Annotated in this window: 12 protein-coding genes and 2 pseudogenes; 8 read left to right on the top strand and 6 right to left on the bottom strand. The window is 62.4% G+C overall.

Translation table 11 applies throughout. The features are described from left to right. Positions 1-92: 92 nt before the first annotated feature. The 4 genes from J3P85_RS14595 to J3P85_RS14580 form a co-directional block, all read right to left on the bottom strand. Positions 93-1295, bottom strand: a complete 1203-nt coding sequence (locus J3P85_RS14595; protein ID WP_434702105.1) for an NAD(P)/FAD-dependent oxidoreductase — start codon at positions 1293-1295, stop codon at positions 93-95. A gap of 206 nt (positions 1296-1501) precedes the next feature. Further along, a complete protein-coding gene (locus tag J3P85_RS14590) occupies positions 1502-1906 on the bottom strand; it encodes a response regulator transcription factor (protein ID WP_434702104.1) in 405 nt (134 codons plus the stop codon). Between the two features lie 101 nt (positions 1907-2007). Continuing rightward, positions 2008-2652 carry a response regulator transcription factor gene (locus J3P85_RS14585; RefSeq protein WP_434702103.1) on the bottom strand — a complete coding sequence of 215 codons (645 nt, stop codon included), beginning with the start codon at positions 2650-2652 and terminating at the stop codon, positions 2008-2010. Further along, positions 2649-4100 (bottom strand): sensor histidine kinase, encoded by a 1452-nt coding sequence (locus tag J3P85_RS14580; protein WP_434706373.1) that lies wholly within the window; start codon positions 4098-4100, stop codon positions 2649-2651. The genes J3P85_RS14585 and J3P85_RS14580 overlap by 4 nt, the downstream gene beginning before the upstream one ends. Before the next feature lie 680 nt (positions 4101-4780). Between J3P85_RS14580 and J3P85_RS14575 the strand changes: the two genes are divergently transcribed. Further along, a complete protein-coding gene (locus J3P85_RS14575; RefSeq protein WP_434702101.1) occupies positions 4781-5722 on the top strand; it encodes a LysR family transcriptional regulator in 942 nt (313 codons plus the stop codon). 25 nt (positions 5723-5747) lie between these two features. Here J3P85_RS14575 and J3P85_RS14570 read toward each other — a convergent pair whose 3' ends face one another. Further along, complete coding sequence (locus J3P85_RS14570; protein WP_434706372.1) at positions 5748-6758, bottom strand: GlxA family transcriptional regulator; 1011 nt, start codon at positions 6756-6758, stop codon at positions 5748-5750. A 208-nt stretch (positions 6759-6966) separates the two neighbouring features. Between J3P85_RS14570 and J3P85_RS14565 the strand changes: the two genes are divergently transcribed. The 5 genes from J3P85_RS14565 (at position 6967) to J3P85_RS14545 (ending at position 12825) form a co-directional block, all read left to right on the top strand. Further along, positions 6967-7974 carry an ABC transporter substrate-binding protein gene (locus J3P85_RS14565; RefSeq protein ID WP_434702100.1) on the top strand — a complete coding sequence of 336 codons (1008 nt, stop codon included), beginning with the start codon at positions 6967-6969 and terminating at the stop codon, positions 7972-7974. 111 nt (positions 7975-8085) lie between these two features. Beyond that, entirely contained in the window at positions 8086-9078 is a 993-nt protein-coding gene (locus J3P85_RS14560) for a helix-turn-helix domain-containing protein (RefSeq protein WP_434702099.1), read from the top strand. A 70-nt stretch (positions 9079-9148) separates the two neighbouring features. Beyond that, positions 9149-10081, top strand: coding sequence for a SphA family protein (locus J3P85_RS14555; protein ID WP_434702098.1), 933 nt, complete (start codon positions 9149-9151; stop codon positions 10079-10081). 12 nt (positions 10082-10093) lie between these two features. Then, on the top strand, positions 10094-11350 hold the full coding sequence (locus J3P85_RS14550) for an MFS transporter (protein WP_434702097.1): 1257 nt from the start codon (positions 10094-10096) through the stop codon (positions 11348-11350). Positions 11351-11367: 17 nt separating this feature from the next. Next, positions 11368-12825: an amidase gene (locus J3P85_RS14545; RefSeq protein ID WP_434702096.1), complete on the top strand. Its 1458-nt coding sequence runs from the start codon at positions 11368-11370 to the stop codon at positions 12823-12825. Between the two features lie 446 nt (positions 12826-13271). Here J3P85_RS14545 and J3P85_RS14540 read toward each other — a convergent pair whose 3' ends face one another. Next, complete coding sequence (locus J3P85_RS14540; RefSeq protein WP_434702095.1) at positions 13272-14759, bottom strand: aldehyde dehydrogenase family protein; 1488 nt, start codon at positions 14757-14759, stop codon at positions 13272-13274. Between the two features lie 208 nt (positions 14760-14967). Here J3P85_RS14540 and J3P85_RS14535 point away from each other — a divergent pair. Then, a pseudogene (locus tag J3P85_RS14535) lies at positions 14968-15630 on the top strand (PAS domain-containing protein); the annotation flags it as partial. 105 nt (positions 15631-15735) lie between these two features. After that, positions 15736-15924: pseudogene (locus J3P85_RS14530) on the top strand (methyl-accepting chemotaxis protein); the annotation flags it as partial. Positions 15925-16027 lie beyond the last annotated feature (103 nt).

The raw sequence follows: 16027 nt of genomic DNA, 5'->3' as shown, positions 1-16027 counted from the left end.
CCTAAAAAAAAACGCCTGCCCAAGTATCGTTGGCAGGCGTCCGGGAAAGACCGGCGCAGAAAGGAGGGACTGGCCGGGGTCGGATATGGGGCTCAGGCCACCGGAATCGATGGATCGGCCGCGGCCAGGGCGGTAGCGCGATCAGCCGCCGGCGGATAGATCCACACGGTGTTGATCTGGGTCTTGAGCTCCTTGGCTTCTTGCCCGACCAATTTGAGTTGGCGATCCCAGCCTTCGGTATACACCGCGCCCCAGGCACCGAGGTCCAGGCAGGTCACGTACTTGGGTTGGCTGTAGGCCATCGGCGCGACGCCCAGCAAGTCGGCCGCGACGTTGTTGCCGGCATAGCGGCCCAGGGCGATGGCGTGCTGGCAGGACATCGCCGCGTAGTTGCCCAGGGTGTCGGTGGCGGCGTAGGCCACGTCACCGCTGGCGAATATGTCGTTCTGGCCCAGGACTTTCAGGTTGGCATCGACATGCAGGCGACCCTGGCGATCGCGGGTGCCGGGTACCTGTTGGGTCAACGGACTGGCGTGGAACCCCACGGTCCAGATCACGGTATGGGACTCGATACGCTGGCCGCTCGACAGGGTAACGCCACCGGCATCCACCGACTCGACCGAGGCGTTGAGGACCCATTCGATACCCAGGTGCTCGGACGCTTCGACAATGGACGGACGAATACCGTCGCCCAACGCTGCGCCGATCTGCGGCCCGCGATCCACCACGACGACGCGGATGTTCGCGTCCTCGCCGAGGATAGCGCGCAGGCGTGCAGGCATTTCGGTGGCGGTTTCGATCCCGGTAAAGCCGCCGCCAGCCACCACTACGGTGTTGCGAGCCGGGCTGTCCGGCAGATTTTTCAGGGATTTGAGGTGGGCCTCGAGACGGGCGGCCTGTTCGATTTCATCAACGTCGAAGGCGTGCTCGATCATGCCTTCGAGGTCAGGGCGAACCAGTTGGCTGCCCGCTGCGAGCACCAGGCGGTCGTAGCCCAGGGTGCCCTGGGTGCCGAATACATCCACGTAGCCAACCCGCTTATTGTCGACATCGATACTGCTCGCCGAGCCTTGGACGAATTTCACGCCCACCGCGTCGAACAGGTCACCCAGCGGTGCGGCCATGGTATGGACGTCTGGCTCGTAGAAGCGAGGTCGGATGCGCAGTTCAGCCTGGGGGGCCAGGACGCTGATCTGCACGTCATTGCGATCGTGTTGGTCCAGCAGCCGGGCGGCGCTCAATGCGCTCCAGACCCCGCCGAAACCTGCGCCAACAACCAGAATATGTTGTTTCATGATGAGCTCCCGAAGACAAAATCGATACGTTGATTTGTTAACTGTTTCAGCGTGACCGTGTCGCGAAGTACTCCAAAAACGCCTGGCTTCAATGAATTGATATCGAGCACATTCAGTTTCGGTTCGCTGTGGGAAAGCTTATTGACCGGGACCGTGATTGACACTTCTACATAAGGTCATCAGGCCTATGCCTGGGTAGGGGAGATCTATACGAAGGTATGAGGGGGGCGAGGTGGCCAAGCAGACCGAGCCAATACCGATTCGATGCAGGCGATCAACTCGGCGCAGTCGAAGGGTTTCGGGAAAAATGCGACTGGCTTGGGGGCAGCAACGCTGACACGAGGGGGGACGCCGGGATATCCAGTGATGAAGATGATCGGGATAAGAATGCCCAGGGTCGCCAATCGATCGTACATTTGAATACCGGTCATGCCGGGCATTTGAATATCCGATATCAGGCACGCCGTGTTTTCAAGTTCACCAAAAGATAGAAAATCCAAGGCGCTGGCGTATGTTTTAACTTGGTAACCATGGGAGCGTAACAAGCCATCCAATGCAATTCGAACTGACTCATCGTCATCAATGATTGAAATAATTGCCGTGTTGGACATGTCGATACCTGGAGGTGATATCAGGTAGCCATAAAGGCGCCCGTGTCACTGCAAGATACGCCGTCCGATGGTTCCGCCAAGTATACGTGGGTATGAACTTTCTAATGCTTGCCGCGCAGTTCCAACACCTGGGCCATGCGCACCAGATCGGCGAACGAGCGCGCGCACATCTTGCGCATGGCCTGGCCGCGGTGAATTTTTACGGTGATTTCACTCAAGCCCAGTTCCCCGGCGATCTGCTTGTTCATCAGGCCCGACACCGCCAGCGCCATGACCTGCTGTTCCCGAGGCGTCAAGGTGGCGTGGCGGTCAAACACTTGCTGATGGCCGCGTTCGGACTCGCGCCGCTGGCGGTCCTGGTGATGGGCGGCGGTCACGGCGTCGATCAGGTCTTGTTCGCGGAACGGCTTGGCGAGGAAGTCCACGGCACCGGCTTTCATAGCCCGCACGGTCATGGCGATGTCACCGTGTCCGGTCATGAACACGATCGGCAATTGAACATTGGCGGTGGCCAGCTGCCGTTGGCAATCCAGGCCGCTGGTACCTTGCAGTCGGACATCCAGCACCAGGCAACTGGGCACGTCGGGCCTGGGATGGTCCATGAACTGCGCGACCGAACCAAATAGATGGACCTGCAAGCCGATGGAGCGCAGCAGGCTCCCAAGGGATTGGCACAGCGGTGCGTCGTCGTCAACGATATAGACGATGGGGTCGTTGTCGATGACCGGGCTCGTTATGGCGTTCATTGGCTGCTTCCCGACAGAGCGGTGCAAGTGAGCCGCGGCAGCGCGAAACTGAACGAGGTGCCTTGGTCGGCCTCGCTGGTCGCCCAGATCCTGCCGTCATGGAAGTCGATGATGGAGCGGCAGATGGAGAGGCCCATGCCCAGGCCGTTTTCCTTGGTGGTGAAAAACGCATTGAACAATGACGGCAAGACCTCGGGCGCAATGCCGGTTCCATGGTCGGTCACCTCCAGCAGCACTTCGTCATTTTCCGTCCAGGTGCGGATGTGCAGCGTTCGTTCGTGTGCCTTGACCCCGTCCATGGCGTGGCAGGCATTGATGATCAGGTTGATGATCACTTGCTGCAGTTGTACCCGGTCCGCGCTGATCCGGCCATCGATCGCTGCCAGGTCCACCTTCGTCCGGACTTTATGATGCGCCAGTTGCTGCTGAACCAGGTTCAGGGTCTCACGAACGATGTCGTCCAGCCTCTCGGGCTGGCGCAACGGATCGCACTTGCGCGACAGCGCCCTGATGCCGCTGATGACGTCGCTGGCGCGACAGCCGTTGGCGACGATCCGATCGAGACAATCCAAGGCTTCTCCAAGGTCCGGCTCGGGGCGTTCGAGCCACCGGCGGCATGCCTCGCCGCTGCTGGTGATGGCCGTCAGCGGCTGGTTGACCTCGTGGGCAATGGAGGCGGCCATTTCCCCCAGGAAAGTCAAGCGAGTGACGTGGGCCAGTTGGCTCTGGGCGCGGAACAGCGCTTCTTCGGCCTGCTTGCTGGCGGTGATGTCCATGAGTGCACCGAGGTACTGGCAACGGCCATGCTGGACCAGCAGGGGACTGGCGATCATGTGGATGTGCTTGATGCGTCCATCCGGCATCAGCAGGCGTAGCTTGACCTCAATCTGTGGTTCGCCAGCGGCGGCCTGTTGGAAAACCCCGCGAGCCAACTCCAGGTCTTCAGGGTGGGTGCGCTCGAGCATCATCGACACTGTCGGTGTCCTGCCAGGCGGGTACTCGAAGATCCGTGCCGACTCTAGCGACCAGGACAGCGCTTGCCGATCACCGCGAAAGCCCACGCTGCCGGTCTGGCTCAGGCGCTGGGCGCCGATCAGGTAGGCCTCGTTGTGCCGTAGATTGTCGCAAGCCCGCTTGCTGCGCAGGGCCAGGAAGGCGATGGCCGACAATGCAGTCAGGCAGCGGAAGAAGCCGGTGGTCGATTCCCAGCGGTGATAGCCGCCGTTGTACAAGAACATCGCGGTGAGCAGGCCCATGCACATCAGCGCGACGGTGATTACCAGGTTGATGGAAAACAGGTTGGCTGCCATTAACAACAAGGTGATGTACAGCAGGGTCGGGGCCAGGTCGGAATGGGTTTCGGAATTGATGATGAAAATCCCGCAGGCCACCACCAGGCCCACCGCCCAGCCCAGGGCATTGACCAGCGGGTGGGAACTGATGCCCATCGACGGCCGAGTCCCGCCCTGGCTTGGCGTGTATCGCAGGCTGTCGTAGACATGCTTGAGCATCGCGGAGGGTAGGGGCACGCTGGCAGACCTTCTGTTATTACATGGTCTCGCTCTGGGATGTCGGGGGCAGAGCATCGGTTCGTATCTTACGAAGCGCCGCTTTGCTTGAGGTAGGACATAAAACCCTGAAATTCCGCCAGATCGTGACAAAGAGGGGGCCGCTGCGCGGCCCAGCGGGAGCAAGCTCCCTCGCCACAAAGGCGGTGTTCGCCGCAGGTTGGTGGCCGCAAATAATGGGATTTGAACAACTACGCCATCGCTCGAAAAAAACACAAAACCTGTGGCGAGGGAGCTTGCTCCCGCTGGGGTGCGAAGCACCCCCAATCCAAGCGGACTGGTTCAACCTGGCACACCGCGTTGACAGTGTTGGGGCTGCTGCGCAGCCCAGCGGGAGCAAGCTCCCTCGCCACAAAGGCAGGGTTTGTCCGGGCCTGGGTGTATACCGAAGTATCGATGGCATGGCCCAAAGGGTGAGGCGAGTGTCCCCACGTACAACAGACCGGGTGCGCCGCAGGGATTACGCTTTCAATACCTCGTCGCCGCAGGCCTTGATGGAGGACGCCGGCGAGGAACGTGTCCACTCCTGACTCAATGGCCTGGTGCCTGGGGCGACGACTATGATGAACAGAAATGACCTGCGTCGTGCTGACATCAATCTGCTGGTGGTCTTCGAAACCATGATGCACGAGCGAAACGTGACCCGCGTCAGCGAAAAGCTGTTTCTCGGCCAGCCAACAATCAGCAGCGCCCTGGCGCGGCTGCGGTTGATGTTCGATGACCCCTTGTTCATCCGTTCCGGACGGTTGATGGAGCCGACCTCCCGGGCGCGGGAAATCTTTTCCAATCTGTCACCGGCCCTGGACGGCATCGCCGCCGCCTTGAGCCGCTGCCAGGCATTCGAGCCGGCCACCAGCGAGGCGACTTTCCATGTCGGCCTTTGCGACGACGTCGAGTACGCGCTGCTGCCGGAGCTGTTGCGCCGCCTGCGGGTCGAGGCACCTGGCACCACCTTGGTGGTGCGTCGGGCCGATCAATGGCAGGTATCCCAACTGTTGGCCAGCGGCGAGATTTCCTTGGGCATCAGCCCGACCCTGGAACTGCCGGCCAATGCCCGGCGCAAGACACTGCGGCCAATTCGGCCGATGCTGTTGCGCGCCGACTCGCAGCCCGGCGAACTGACCTTGGACGAATTCTGCCGTCGACCCCATGCCGTCGTGTCGTCCATGGGCAATGTCATCGATGATTCGGACCGCGCGTTATGCCTGATGGGGCGCCAGCGCCGGGTGGTCTTGACCGTGCCGCAGTTCAGCGCCTTGCCCATGCTGTTGGCCGAGAGCGATATGATCGCCATCGTGCCGGATTACGTTGCCCAGGCCATGGCTGTGACGACCGGCATGCGCGCGCAAGCGGCCCCGATCTGCTTGCCCCAGCACGCGCTTTCCATGGTCTGGCGCGGCGCCTCGCACAATGACCCGGGGGAGCGTTGGTTGCGTTCCCGTTGCAGCGCGCTCCTCGCCGAGCAGGACGATTCGCAGGAGGGCTCCAGACGAGTGGCCTGACAGGACGCCGCCGCAGGGCTCGCGCTCAGCGGGAAAACCGGTTGCGATACTCCCGGGGCGAAATCGACAGATGGCGCTGGAACGTGTGGCGCATTCGTTCCTCGTCCCCGAAGCCGCAGGCGCGGGCAATCTGGTCGATGTTTCGCTGGGAGTCTTCGAGCATTCGACGCGCGGCTTCAAGGCGGAACATTTCCACGGCTTTGGCCGGGGTTCGTCCGGTATGGCGTTTGTAGACTCGGGCAAAATTGCGTGGGCTCATCCTGGCTTGGCGGGCCAACCGCTCGACGGTAAGGTCATTGTCGTCCAGGTGTTCGGTCATCCAGGCGTGCAACTCGTCAAACCCGGCACTGTCCTCGGTCTGGGATTGCAGCAACTGGCTGAACTGCGCCTGCCCGCCGGGGCGCTTGAGAAACACCACCAACTCACGGGCTACCTGCAAGGCCACGTCGCGACCGCAGTCGGCTTCGACCAACGCCAGGGCCATGTCGATGCCGGCGCTGACCCCGGCCGAGGTCCACACGTTGCCCTGCTGGATGAAGATCGCATCGAGGTCCACTTCAATCGACGGGAACCCACTCTTGAGCATCTCGCACATGGCCCAATGGGTGGCGGCCCGGCGTCCGTCCAGCAACCCGGCCTGGGCCATGAGGAAGGTGCCGCTGCACACCGATGCGGTGCGCCTGGCCTGGGCCGAAGCATCGTGCAGCCATTGCACCAGGTCGACACAGTCGATCATCGCCTGCCGTATGTCCGGTGCACCGGGGACGATCAGGGTGTCGATGAGCGTCCCATCGAGTTCATGCAGGGCACGGGTGTCCACGACCAGGCCCTCGGCGCTTTGCATCAACCCGCCTGCCAGGCTGGCGGTGTGCATGGCGTAGCCGGGCAGGCCGCGTTCGGTCATGGCTTTGGTGGCGGCCCAGAACACGGTCTGGGCGCCGGTCAGGTCCAGCAGGCCCATCTGCGGGTAGGCGAGGAATACCAAAGTGCGCGGTTGGCAAATGGACTCGGCGGCGATGCCGATATCCAGGGTCATTTCGTTCATGATCGCTTCGCGCCGGGTGTTCGTCAGGGAGGTCTGCAAAGGTTATCAAGGGATCGCGCTCGTGAGTGCGAATTCATGGGGCCGCATGTCGAACATTTAGGTGCTATTGATATGCTATTCCGGTATTTAAATTAATATTCTTATAGCTTTAAAGTCGTGATCTTCAGTCTTGTCTATTTACTGTGAGGTTCACCAGACCATGGCTTTCAAGCGTTCTGCGCTCACCTTGTTGGTTTCCCTGGCGGCGACGGCGCTGCTCAACCCCTTGGCCCACGCCGAAGGCAAGATCAGCATCGCCCAGCAATTCGGTATCGGCTACCTGATCCTCGATGTGGTCCGCGACCAACAGCTCATCGAGAAGCACGGCAAGGCCCAGGGCCTGGATATCAAAGTGGACTGGAACAGCATTTCCGGCGCGACGGCGATGAACGAAGCCTTGCTGACCGGCGCCCTGGATGTGGTGTCGGCGGGCGTTCCGCCGATGCTGACGATCTGGGATCGGACCCGCGGCAAGCAGAACGTCAAGGCCATCGCCTCGTTGGGGTCGATGCCCAACTACTTGCTGACCAACAACCCGAACGTGAAAAGCCTCAAGGACTTCACCGACAAGGACCGGATCGCTGTCCCGGCGGCAGGTGTGGGGTTCCAGTCGCGCACGTTGCAGATCGAAACCGCCAAGGTATTCGGGAACGATCACTTCAAGAAGTTCGATGATATCTCGGTCAGCCTCCCGCACCCCGATGCAACGGCGGCGCTGATCGCCGGCCAGTCGGAAATCAATTCGCACTTCTCCAGCCCACCGTTCCAGTACCAGGCACTGCAAAGCCCCAACGTGCACAAGGTGCTCAGCTCCTATGATGTGCTGGGCGGGCCGGCGACGTTCAACGTGCTCTATACCACGGAAAAATTCCACGACGAAAACCCCAAGACCTACAAGGCGTTCTACGACGCCCTGGTGGAGGCGCAACGCATCATCAAGGCCGACAAGCCGGCCGCGGCCCAGACCTACATCCGCGTAGAACAATCTAAGTTGCCGCTGGCGCTGGTGGAAAAAATCGTCACCGACCCCGAAATCGACTTTACCGTCGTTCCGCAACGCACCTACATCTATGCCGAGAAACTGCATGAACTGGGCGTGCTGAAGAACAAGGCCGACAGCTGGAAGGACTATTTCTTCGAAGAGGCCCATGCCGACGCCGGCAGCTGAACCCGGGCCGCTTATCCGTTTTCGGCACAATTGCATCACCGGCCCGCGGGGCGGAATGGAACTTGCCTGAGCTTTGACCCGTATGCCCTGGAATCATCAAAGGTCGGGTCAATGAACAATGACAACATGGTGCAGCCCGTGGTCTCGTCGGATGGGTTGCCGATGCTGCCGATCAATCGGTTTCGCACCACAGACATCGACGAGCACGCCCGGAACATGGGCGGTTGGCAGGTTTGCTATGACCAGTTGACCCCTGGGCGCTTCGACGGTGAATTGATCGAGTTCCGCTCGGAGTGGATGCAGCTGGTGCGCGACCGCTCTAATCAGGCCCTGACCAAGCGAGGCATGGCCTGGGAGGGTTCCATCACTTTCAGCGTGCCGCTGAGTGCGGACGGGCCGGTCTTTTGCTCCGGGCACCCGATTGTCGAGTCGAGCCTGTTGGTTGCCCGTGGCCATAACCTGCCTGAACTACGCACGCCTCAACATCTGGACCTGCTCGGTGTCGCCGTCGACGAGCAGGCGTTGGAGCATGTGCTGGAGCGCCAAGGCAGTCGCTTTCGAATTACCGATCTTCCCAAGTGTTACCGTCTCGGCGACTCGACGCTGCCCGCCGAGCTTGCGGCGTTGTTCGATGAGCTTGAAGGGGGCGAGCAGGGGCGTGACTCATTGCTCGGCTACGAGTCGATTCGCCGTGGCCTGCGCGACACGGTGATGTTGCACCTATTGGAGCTGGTGGCGCCGGACGAGGCGCCGCCGCTCAACCCCACGGCGCGCAAACGCATGGTCGACCGCGCCCGGGAATACGCCTTGGCCCATGTCGATGAGCCGCTGTCGATCCTCGACCTGTGCAACCACATTGGTGCCAGCCGACGCAAACTGCAGTATTGCTTCCAGGAGACCCTGGGTATCAACCCCGTGGCCTATCTGCGGGCGTTGCGCCTCAATGCCGTGCGCCGTGAGCTGCGCAGCGGCGGCCATGCCCAAGGTGTGCAGGAGGTGGCGGCACGCTGGGGGTTCTGGCACTTGAGCCGGTTTTCCAGCGATTACCGGGTGCTGTTCGGCGAGACACCTTCGCAAACCCTGCGCCGTACCCAACTGTGCTGAAAACGGATAACGGCTGATCTGGCCGGCTCCCTAGGATGGCCCCAACACCACAGGGTTGGAGGGGCATTCGATGAATCAAAATAAAAAAGCAAACGCCTGGCGCTGTATTGGGTTGAGCTTGGGGCTGATTGGTGCGTGTGGCGCTGCCCATGGTACCGAAAACGGTGCGCCGACCACGGCGTTCGGGGTCTACGACTTCGGCGCGGGGATGATGCCGCCGGCCACGCCCTTTGGCACCGTCGGCCTGCGCACCGCGTTCTACTCGGCCAACGTGCAGAAGGATCGTCACGGTAAGTCCGTGGACAACAATTTGTCCCTGGATATCTTGTCCATCGGCGTCGCCTACATGCACATGACCGATTACACCGTGCTGGGCGCCAAGTATGGCTTCGGCGCCGTCGTGCCGTTCTTCCAGATGGACGCCTCGGTACGGGTGCAGACACCCATCGGCCCGCTGGACCTGGAAGCCGATCCGTTCCGCATGGCCGATATACAGGTGCTGCCGGTGATCCTGCAGTGGACCTTGTCGCCGAACCTGTTCGTCAACGCCCAGTTCCAGATCCAGGCCCCCACGGGCGACTACGACAAGGATCGCTTGATCTCACCGGGTCTCAACCACTGGACCTTCTCACCGATCCTCAATGCCACGTACATCTCCGACAGCGGTTTCGAGGTGTCTTCGAGCTTCGAAGCCGACATCAATACGCGCAACCACGCCACCGACTACAAGAATGGCGTCGAGTACCGTCACGAATTCGCCGTGGGCCAACACGTCGGCCCATGGACCGTCGGCGTGGGCGGTTTTTACTACCGGCAATTCACCGACGACGATGCGCCGGGCCTGGAAGCGGGCAATCGCGCCCGGGTGTTGGCGGTCGGGCCGGCGGTGAGCTACTTCAAGCCCGGCATACCCCCGGTGTGGTTGCACGTCTACAAGGAGCTCGATGCGCGAAACCGCGCCGAGGGCTACACCACGGCGCTGCGTATTTCTCACAGTTTCTAAAAGAGGCTCGCCATGAACCAGTCAAATTCCGTTTCACCGGCGGCCACCCCGTCGCGCCAGGCCGGTTGGCGCGAAGGCGGGGTGCTGATGCTGGGCAGCAGCCTGACGATCATGGGCGCGGTGATGGTCACGCCCATCCTGCCCAGGTTGGGCGCCGAATTCGGCCCCTTGGAACCGCGGGCCGATCTGCTGGTGCCGTTGGCGATCACCGGCCCGGCCCTGGCGATTGCCGTGTGCGCGCCGTTGGCGGGCTGGTTGGCCGACCGGGTCGGGCGCAAGGCCTTGCTGGTGATCGCCACGGTGCTCTACGCCTTGCTCGGCGCGTTGCCGGCCCTGCTCGAGAGCTTGCCATCGATTGTGGGGGCGCGGCTGTTGTTCGGCTGCACGGAGGCGGCGGTGATGACCTGCTGCGCCACGCTGATCGCCGACTATTGGCAGGGCGAGGAGCGGCTGCGCTACGTCAATCGCCAGGTGGTGACTATCGGCCTGGTGGGCGCGCTGTTCTTCGTGGTGGGCGGTGTGCTCGGCGAGCATTCGTGGCGTGCGCCGTTCCTGCTGTATCTGCTGCCGTTGCTGCTGGTGCCGGCGATGCTGAAAGTGCTCTGGGAACCGCCGGTGGCGAAGCCACACCTGACCGAGCCACGCGTCGACGAGTCGGCGCCGGCCAAGGTCGCCGTGCTGCCACTGCTGGCCGGCTACCTGATGATCCTGGGTGGCATGGTCCTGACGTTCGTCATGCCGATCCAGGCGCCGACGCTGTTGGTCAGCCTGGGCATCACCTCCAGCACCATGATCGGCCTGGCCGCAGGACTGAGCCTGCTGGCGACTTTGGGCGGTTCGATGATGTGGCCGTTGCTGCGCCGCCGCTTCGGCATCGCCGGTTGCAACGCACTGCTGCTCGGCCTGATGGGCCTGGGGCTGTGGCTGCTGATGCGCGGGCAAAGCTACAACGACGTGCTGGCGGCGGTGTTCGTCCAGGGTTTGGGGGCGGGGTTGCTGGTGCCCAACGTGATGGCGCCGGTGATGAATGCCTTGACCGCCAGCACCCGCGGCCGGGGCATGGGTGGGTTTACCTCGTGCCTGTACATCGGCCAATTCGTCAGTCCGCTGGTGGTGGCCTTGGTCATTGTCTTCGCCGGCGACCTGCGTCACGCCATCCAGTGGCTGGCCCTGAGCAGTTTTGCCTTGGCGCTGCTCTGGGTCGTTGTCGGCCTGCGGAGAAGGGCTCAGGGACAAGCAAGCACTGTCGGCTCACATCAATCGTCGTGACATAAGGAACCTGAAACATGGGTATGCAAGACATTCACCAACTGATGGACAGTGAAGATGCCACGGCGCTGGCCGAGTGGGTCAGGCGTGGCGAAGTCCAGCCCGGCGAACTGCTGGAAACCGCCATCGAGCGCCTGGAACGGGTCGAGCCACAGCTCAATGCGGTGGCCGAGCGCTTGTACGATTCGGCCCGGCAGGCGGCGCGCACGCCACAGGTTGGCCAAGGCCTGCTGGCCGGTGTGCCGACCTTGATCAAGGATCTGTTCTCGCCGGTGCTTGGCGCGGCGATGACCAACGGCTCGCGCGCGCTGGGCGACTGTCGGGCGGATTTCGAATCGGAAGTCGTGACGCGTCTGCGCCGTGCCGGATGCCAGGTGATGGGCACCAGCACCTCGCCTGAGTTCGGCACGTCGTATTCCACCGAGTCCGCACGCTTCGGTGCCACCCGCAACCCCTGGAGCCTTGCACACAGTGCCGGTGGCTCCAGCGGCGGCGCTGCCGCGTTGGTGGCGGCCCGCGTGGTGCCGTTCGCCCATGGCAACGACGGCGGCGGTTCATTGCGCGTGCCGGCGTCCTGTTGTGGTGTGTTCGGGTTCAAGCCCAGCCGTGGGCTGATGCCGTCGGGACCGGTAATGGGCGAGGGCTGGGCGGGGATGGGCACGCCCCATGGGATCACGCTGTCAGTACGCGACAGTGCGGCGCTGTTGGATGCCACCGCCGGGATGGACCTGGGCGCGCCCTATGCCGCGCCGGTCCAGGTGTTGCCGTATGTGATGGCGGTGCAGGCGGATCCCAAGCCGCTGCGCATTGCCCTGGTCGAACAGCTCGGCCCTTGGCCTACTTCGCCGCAAAGCCTCCAGGCGGTGGGCGAGGCGGCACGGTTGTGCGAGGCGTTGGGGCATCGTGTCGAACCGGTGAGCCTGCCGGTGGGGTTGCTGGAGTTTTTCGACCATGTGTTCACCATCATTGGCGCCAGCTCTCGGCACTATGTCGACCTGTTGGGCCAGATGCGCGGGTTTGCCGTGCAGGCGGAAGAGCTGGAGGTGCGTACCCGGATTATCTTGCGGGACAAGGGCAACGTCAGCGGCGCCCAATACGCCGCGGCGGTGGGATGGATTCATGCCCTCGGCCGGCAGTTGGCGGTATTCATGCAGGATTACGACGTGATCCTGAGCCCGGTGCTGACCCGCGAGCCGGTGCGGATTGGCGAGCTGGACCTGCAGGATGTGTGCATGAGCCTGGACCAACTGATCGAGCGCTACCACAGTTATTCGCCGTTCACTGCACTGTTCAATGCCAGCGGCCAGCCGGCGATGTCGGTGCCATTGTCCTGGAACGCCAATGGCTTGCCGATGGGGGCGCATTTTGCCGGGCGCTTTGGTGAAGAAAATACCTTGCTGGCCCTGGCCGCCCAACTGGAACGCGCCCAACCCTGGCGCGGCCGAGTACCGCCGGTCAACGCCTGCCAGCGGTGAAACGGTGGGAGTGGGCTTGCTTGCGATGGCGTTGGGGCAGTGGGCTCATCAATGACTGACCCTCCGCTATCGCGAGCAAGCCCGCTCCCACAGGGGGATTTGTGGTGAACCCCGGATTTGTGCAACCCCATTGCCCTGTGGGAGCCGAGCTTGCCCGCGATGGCGTTGGCACATTCAACATGAATGCAAGCCAACCCACCGCTTTCGCGAGCAAGTTCGCTCCCACAGGGGGGACTGTTTGTTTAAGGCCGCCGACAAACCCGTGGCGAGGGAGCTTGCTCCCGCTGGGCTGCGCAGCGGCCCCTTTGTGAGCGCTTCGCACTCAAGCGGGAGCAAGCTCCCTCGCCACGGGCCCATCATTTTTCTTGAGTAAGTAGCAGTACACAGTCCGCTAAGGGGCTTTTGGTGGGTTGGGCTCTGGGATGTTGCTCCAGAGCCCTTTTGTTTCAGTAGCGGATCATCACCGATTTCAGTTCGGTGTAGTCATCAATGAATGCACTGCCAAATTCACGGCCCATCCCGGAAGATTTGCTGCCGCCAAATGGCACGGCCGGGTCGAGCAGGGTGTGCATGTTTACCCATACGGTGCCGGCTTCGATGGCGGGAACCATGCGCAGGGCCTTGCCCAGGTCGTTGGTCCAGAGGCTGGCGCTGAGGCCGTAGGGCGTGTCGTTCATCAGTTCCAGCAGTTCTTCCTCAGTGTCGTAAGGGAAAAACGTGGCGATCGGGCCGAAGGTTTCTTCGTTGAGCAGGCTGTCGTCGCGGCGGTTGGCGAGGATGATGGTCGGCTCGACGTAGCAACCCGGCCCATCGATCAGCTTGCCGCCATGGACGATGGTGTTGTTCTGCGCGCGGGCCTTGGCGAAGAACTCCCCGAGTTTGTGCTGGTGCTGGCGGTTGGTCACCGGGCCGAATTCGGTGCGTTCGTCCAGGGGCGAGCCAATGGTGAGCTTACTCAAACGCTGGGCCAGTTTGTCCATGATCGACTCGATCTGCGAACGATGGACGAAGAACCGTTCCGCCGCCGCGCAGATTTGCCCCGAATGCAGGAAACCCGCCTCGATGATGCCGTTGACCGCCACCTCGGGATCGATATCACGCAGGAACCCCGCGGCATTCTTCCCGCCCAGCTCCAAGGTCGCACGGGTCAACCCGGCACCCATGGCCGCCTGGCCCACCGCCAGGCCGGTGGGCACGGAACCGGTGAACGAGACCTTGTTGGTGCCCGGGTGTTCGATCAGCCCTTTGCCCACCTGGCCGCCACCGGTCAACACGTTCAGGGCACCGGCCGGCAGCCCGGCTTCCATGGCCAGTTCAGCGATGCGCAGGATGGTCAGCGGGGTGAACTCGCTGGGCTTGATGATGATGCTGCAGCCGGTGACCAAGGCCGAGGCCAGTTTCCAGATGGCGATCATGGTGGAAAAATTCCACGGCACGATACCGACTACCACCCCGACCGGTTCACGCAAGGTGAACGCGGTGTAGCGTTCACCGGCGAAGGACGGCAACGAGGGGGTGATCGTCTCGCCACCGATCTTGGTCGCCCAGCCGGCGTAGTAACGCAGGAAGTGCGCGGCCTGGTCGACTTCGAAGGCCCGGGAGATGTGGATGATCTTCCCCGACTGGCAGGTTTCGATCTGCGCCAGTTCTTCGCGGTTGCGCTCCAACAGGTCCGCCAACTTGAGCAGCACATGGCCGCGGACCGCTGGCGCGGTTTGCGACCATTGCTTGAAACCGCGACGGGACGACTCCACCGCCCCATCGATGTCGCCGGGGGCGGCGTCGCTGACCTGGGCGATGACTTGGCCGGTGGCGGGGTTGACGACGTCCAACGTCTGGCGGCTCTGGCTTTCGACGTAGCCACCGTCGATGAACAGGGCGTGATGTCTAGCGAGGAAGGCTTCGACCTGAGGCAGCAGGGCAATATCGCTCATGAGGGTTTCCTGATCGCGAACAAGGGAAAGCCCGAGGGTAATCCCGGCGCCACCGCCCGGCTTGACTGTGCCTGCCGCGCGGTATGTCTGTGGCTGCCAGCCCGAGCGATTGGCAGCCAGGAGCAAGGCCCTGTGCAGCCAGGGACAAGCCAGCCTGGCCGGTTTGCGATCAGATTCGGTTTTGACTTGATGGGCAAAGGGGTGGGCGATGTTTCTCCAGACCAACAAACAGAAATTGGCGTTGATTGCGCAGGTGCAGCGTGTGCTGGCCGGCGAAACGGAGACCACGCCGATGCTCGACGCGTATCCGCCACTGCGGACGGTCCTTGGACAGTATGCGGGGCAAATGGCGAGCGTCGCCGCGCGGTTGCACCAGGCCGAGGCGCAAGTGCAAGCGCAAACCTTGCACTGGCAGCAAAGCGAGCATGAGTTGCACCTGGCTCGCCAGCAACTGGAGCAAGCCCGCGAGCGTGAGCAGGTGCTTGAACATCGTTTGGGCGAATACAACCAGCAGCTACAGCAACATCGCCAGGACGCGCAGATCTGGGAACTGCTGCAGTCGACCCTGACGGAAGGCTGTTGGGACATTACCGTGGTCGACGGCGATCTCCAGCACCCGGCCAGTGGCATGCGTTTTTCCAGTCAGTTCCGTGCGCTGCTGGGGTACGGTCCTGGCGACCTGCCCGACGGCTGGGATGCCCAGGTCGGCATCACCCACCCGGACGACCTGCCGAAGATCATGGCCATTTTCGACCGCGAGATCCTCGGCTCCCAGGGCAGCGGCGAATACGTCTTCGAATACCGCATGCGCCACAAGAGCCGGGATTACATCTGGTGCCGCGAACGCGGTCGGGCGGTACGTGACCCCCATGGGCAACTGGTGCGGGTCATCGGTGCGGTGCGTGATATCAGCGATGAGCGCTCGGCCCAGTCCACCCACCAGCGCATGCTGGAACAGAACCAGGTGACCTACGCCCAGATTGCCACGGTGGTGGGGGTGATCAAGGGTATTGCCGACCAGACCAATCTGCTCGCCTTGAACGCCGCGATCGAGGCGGCCAGGGCCGGAGATGTCGGGCGCGGTTTCTCGGTGGTGGCCGATGAGGTGCGCAAGCTGGCGCAAAGCACCCGGCAGGCGACCCACCAGATCCAGACCATGTTGCAGTAGGAGCTGACGAGAGCAACGAGGCTGCGATCTTTCCCCAGACACTTGAATCTCAAGCGAAAGATCAAAAGATCAAAAGATCGCAGCCTTCGGCAGCTCCTAC

The organism is Pseudomonas sp. Z1-12 (assembly GCF_051132015.1).
Taxonomy (GTDB): domain Bacteria; phylum Pseudomonadota; class Gammaproteobacteria; order Pseudomonadales; family Pseudomonadaceae; genus Aquipseudomonas; species Aquipseudomonas zanjanensis.
This window is presented reverse-complemented; position numbering and strand designations above follow the sequence as displayed.

What these genes read in the sequence shown, in the direction of transcription:
- J3P85_RS14540 (WP_434702095.1), bottom strand. Translation starts at nt 14,759, where the DNA reads ATGAGCGATATTGCCCTGCTGCCTCAGGTCGAAGCCTTCCTCGCTAGA.
- J3P85_RS14555 (WP_434702098.1), top strand. Translation starts at nt 9,149, where the DNA reads ATGAATCAAAATAAAAAAGCAAACGCCTGGCGCTGTATTGGGTTGAGC.
- J3P85_RS14595 (WP_434702105.1), bottom strand. Translation starts at nt 1,295, where the DNA reads ATGAAACAACATATTCTGGTTGTTGGCGCAGGTTTCGGCGGGGTCTGG.
- J3P85_RS14575 (WP_434702101.1), top strand. Translation starts at nt 4,781, where the DNA reads ATGATGAACAGAAATGACCTGCGTCGTGCTGACATCAATCTGCTGGTG.
- J3P85_RS14560 (WP_434702099.1), top strand. Translation starts at nt 8,086, where the DNA reads ATGAACAATGACAACATGGTGCAGCCCGTGGTCTCGTCGGATGGGTTG.
- J3P85_RS14545 (WP_434702096.1), top strand. Translation starts at nt 11,368, where the DNA reads ATGGGTATGCAAGACATTCACCAACTGATGGACAGTGAAGATGCCACG.
- J3P85_RS14580 (WP_434706373.1), bottom strand. Translation starts at nt 4,100, where the DNA reads ATGGGCATCAGTTCCCACCCGCTGGTCAATGCCCTGGGCTGGGCGGTG.
- J3P85_RS14590 (WP_434702104.1), bottom strand. Translation starts at nt 1,906, where the DNA reads ATGTCCAACACGGCAATTATTTCAATCATTGATGACGATGAGTCAGTT.
- J3P85_RS14585 (WP_434702103.1), bottom strand. Translation starts at nt 2,652, where the DNA reads ATGAACGCCATAACGAGCCCGGTCATCGACAACGACCCCATCGTCTAT.
- J3P85_RS14550 (WP_434702097.1), top strand. Translation starts at nt 10,094, where the DNA reads ATGAACCAGTCAAATTCCGTTTCACCGGCGGCCACCCCGTCGCGCCAG.
- J3P85_RS14565 (WP_434702100.1), top strand. Translation starts at nt 6,967, where the DNA reads ATGGCTTTCAAGCGTTCTGCGCTCACCTTGTTGGTTTCCCTGGCGGCG.
- J3P85_RS14570 (WP_434706372.1), bottom strand. Translation starts at nt 6,758, where the DNA reads ATGACCCTGGATATCGGCATCGCCGCCGAGTCCATTTGCCAACCGCGC.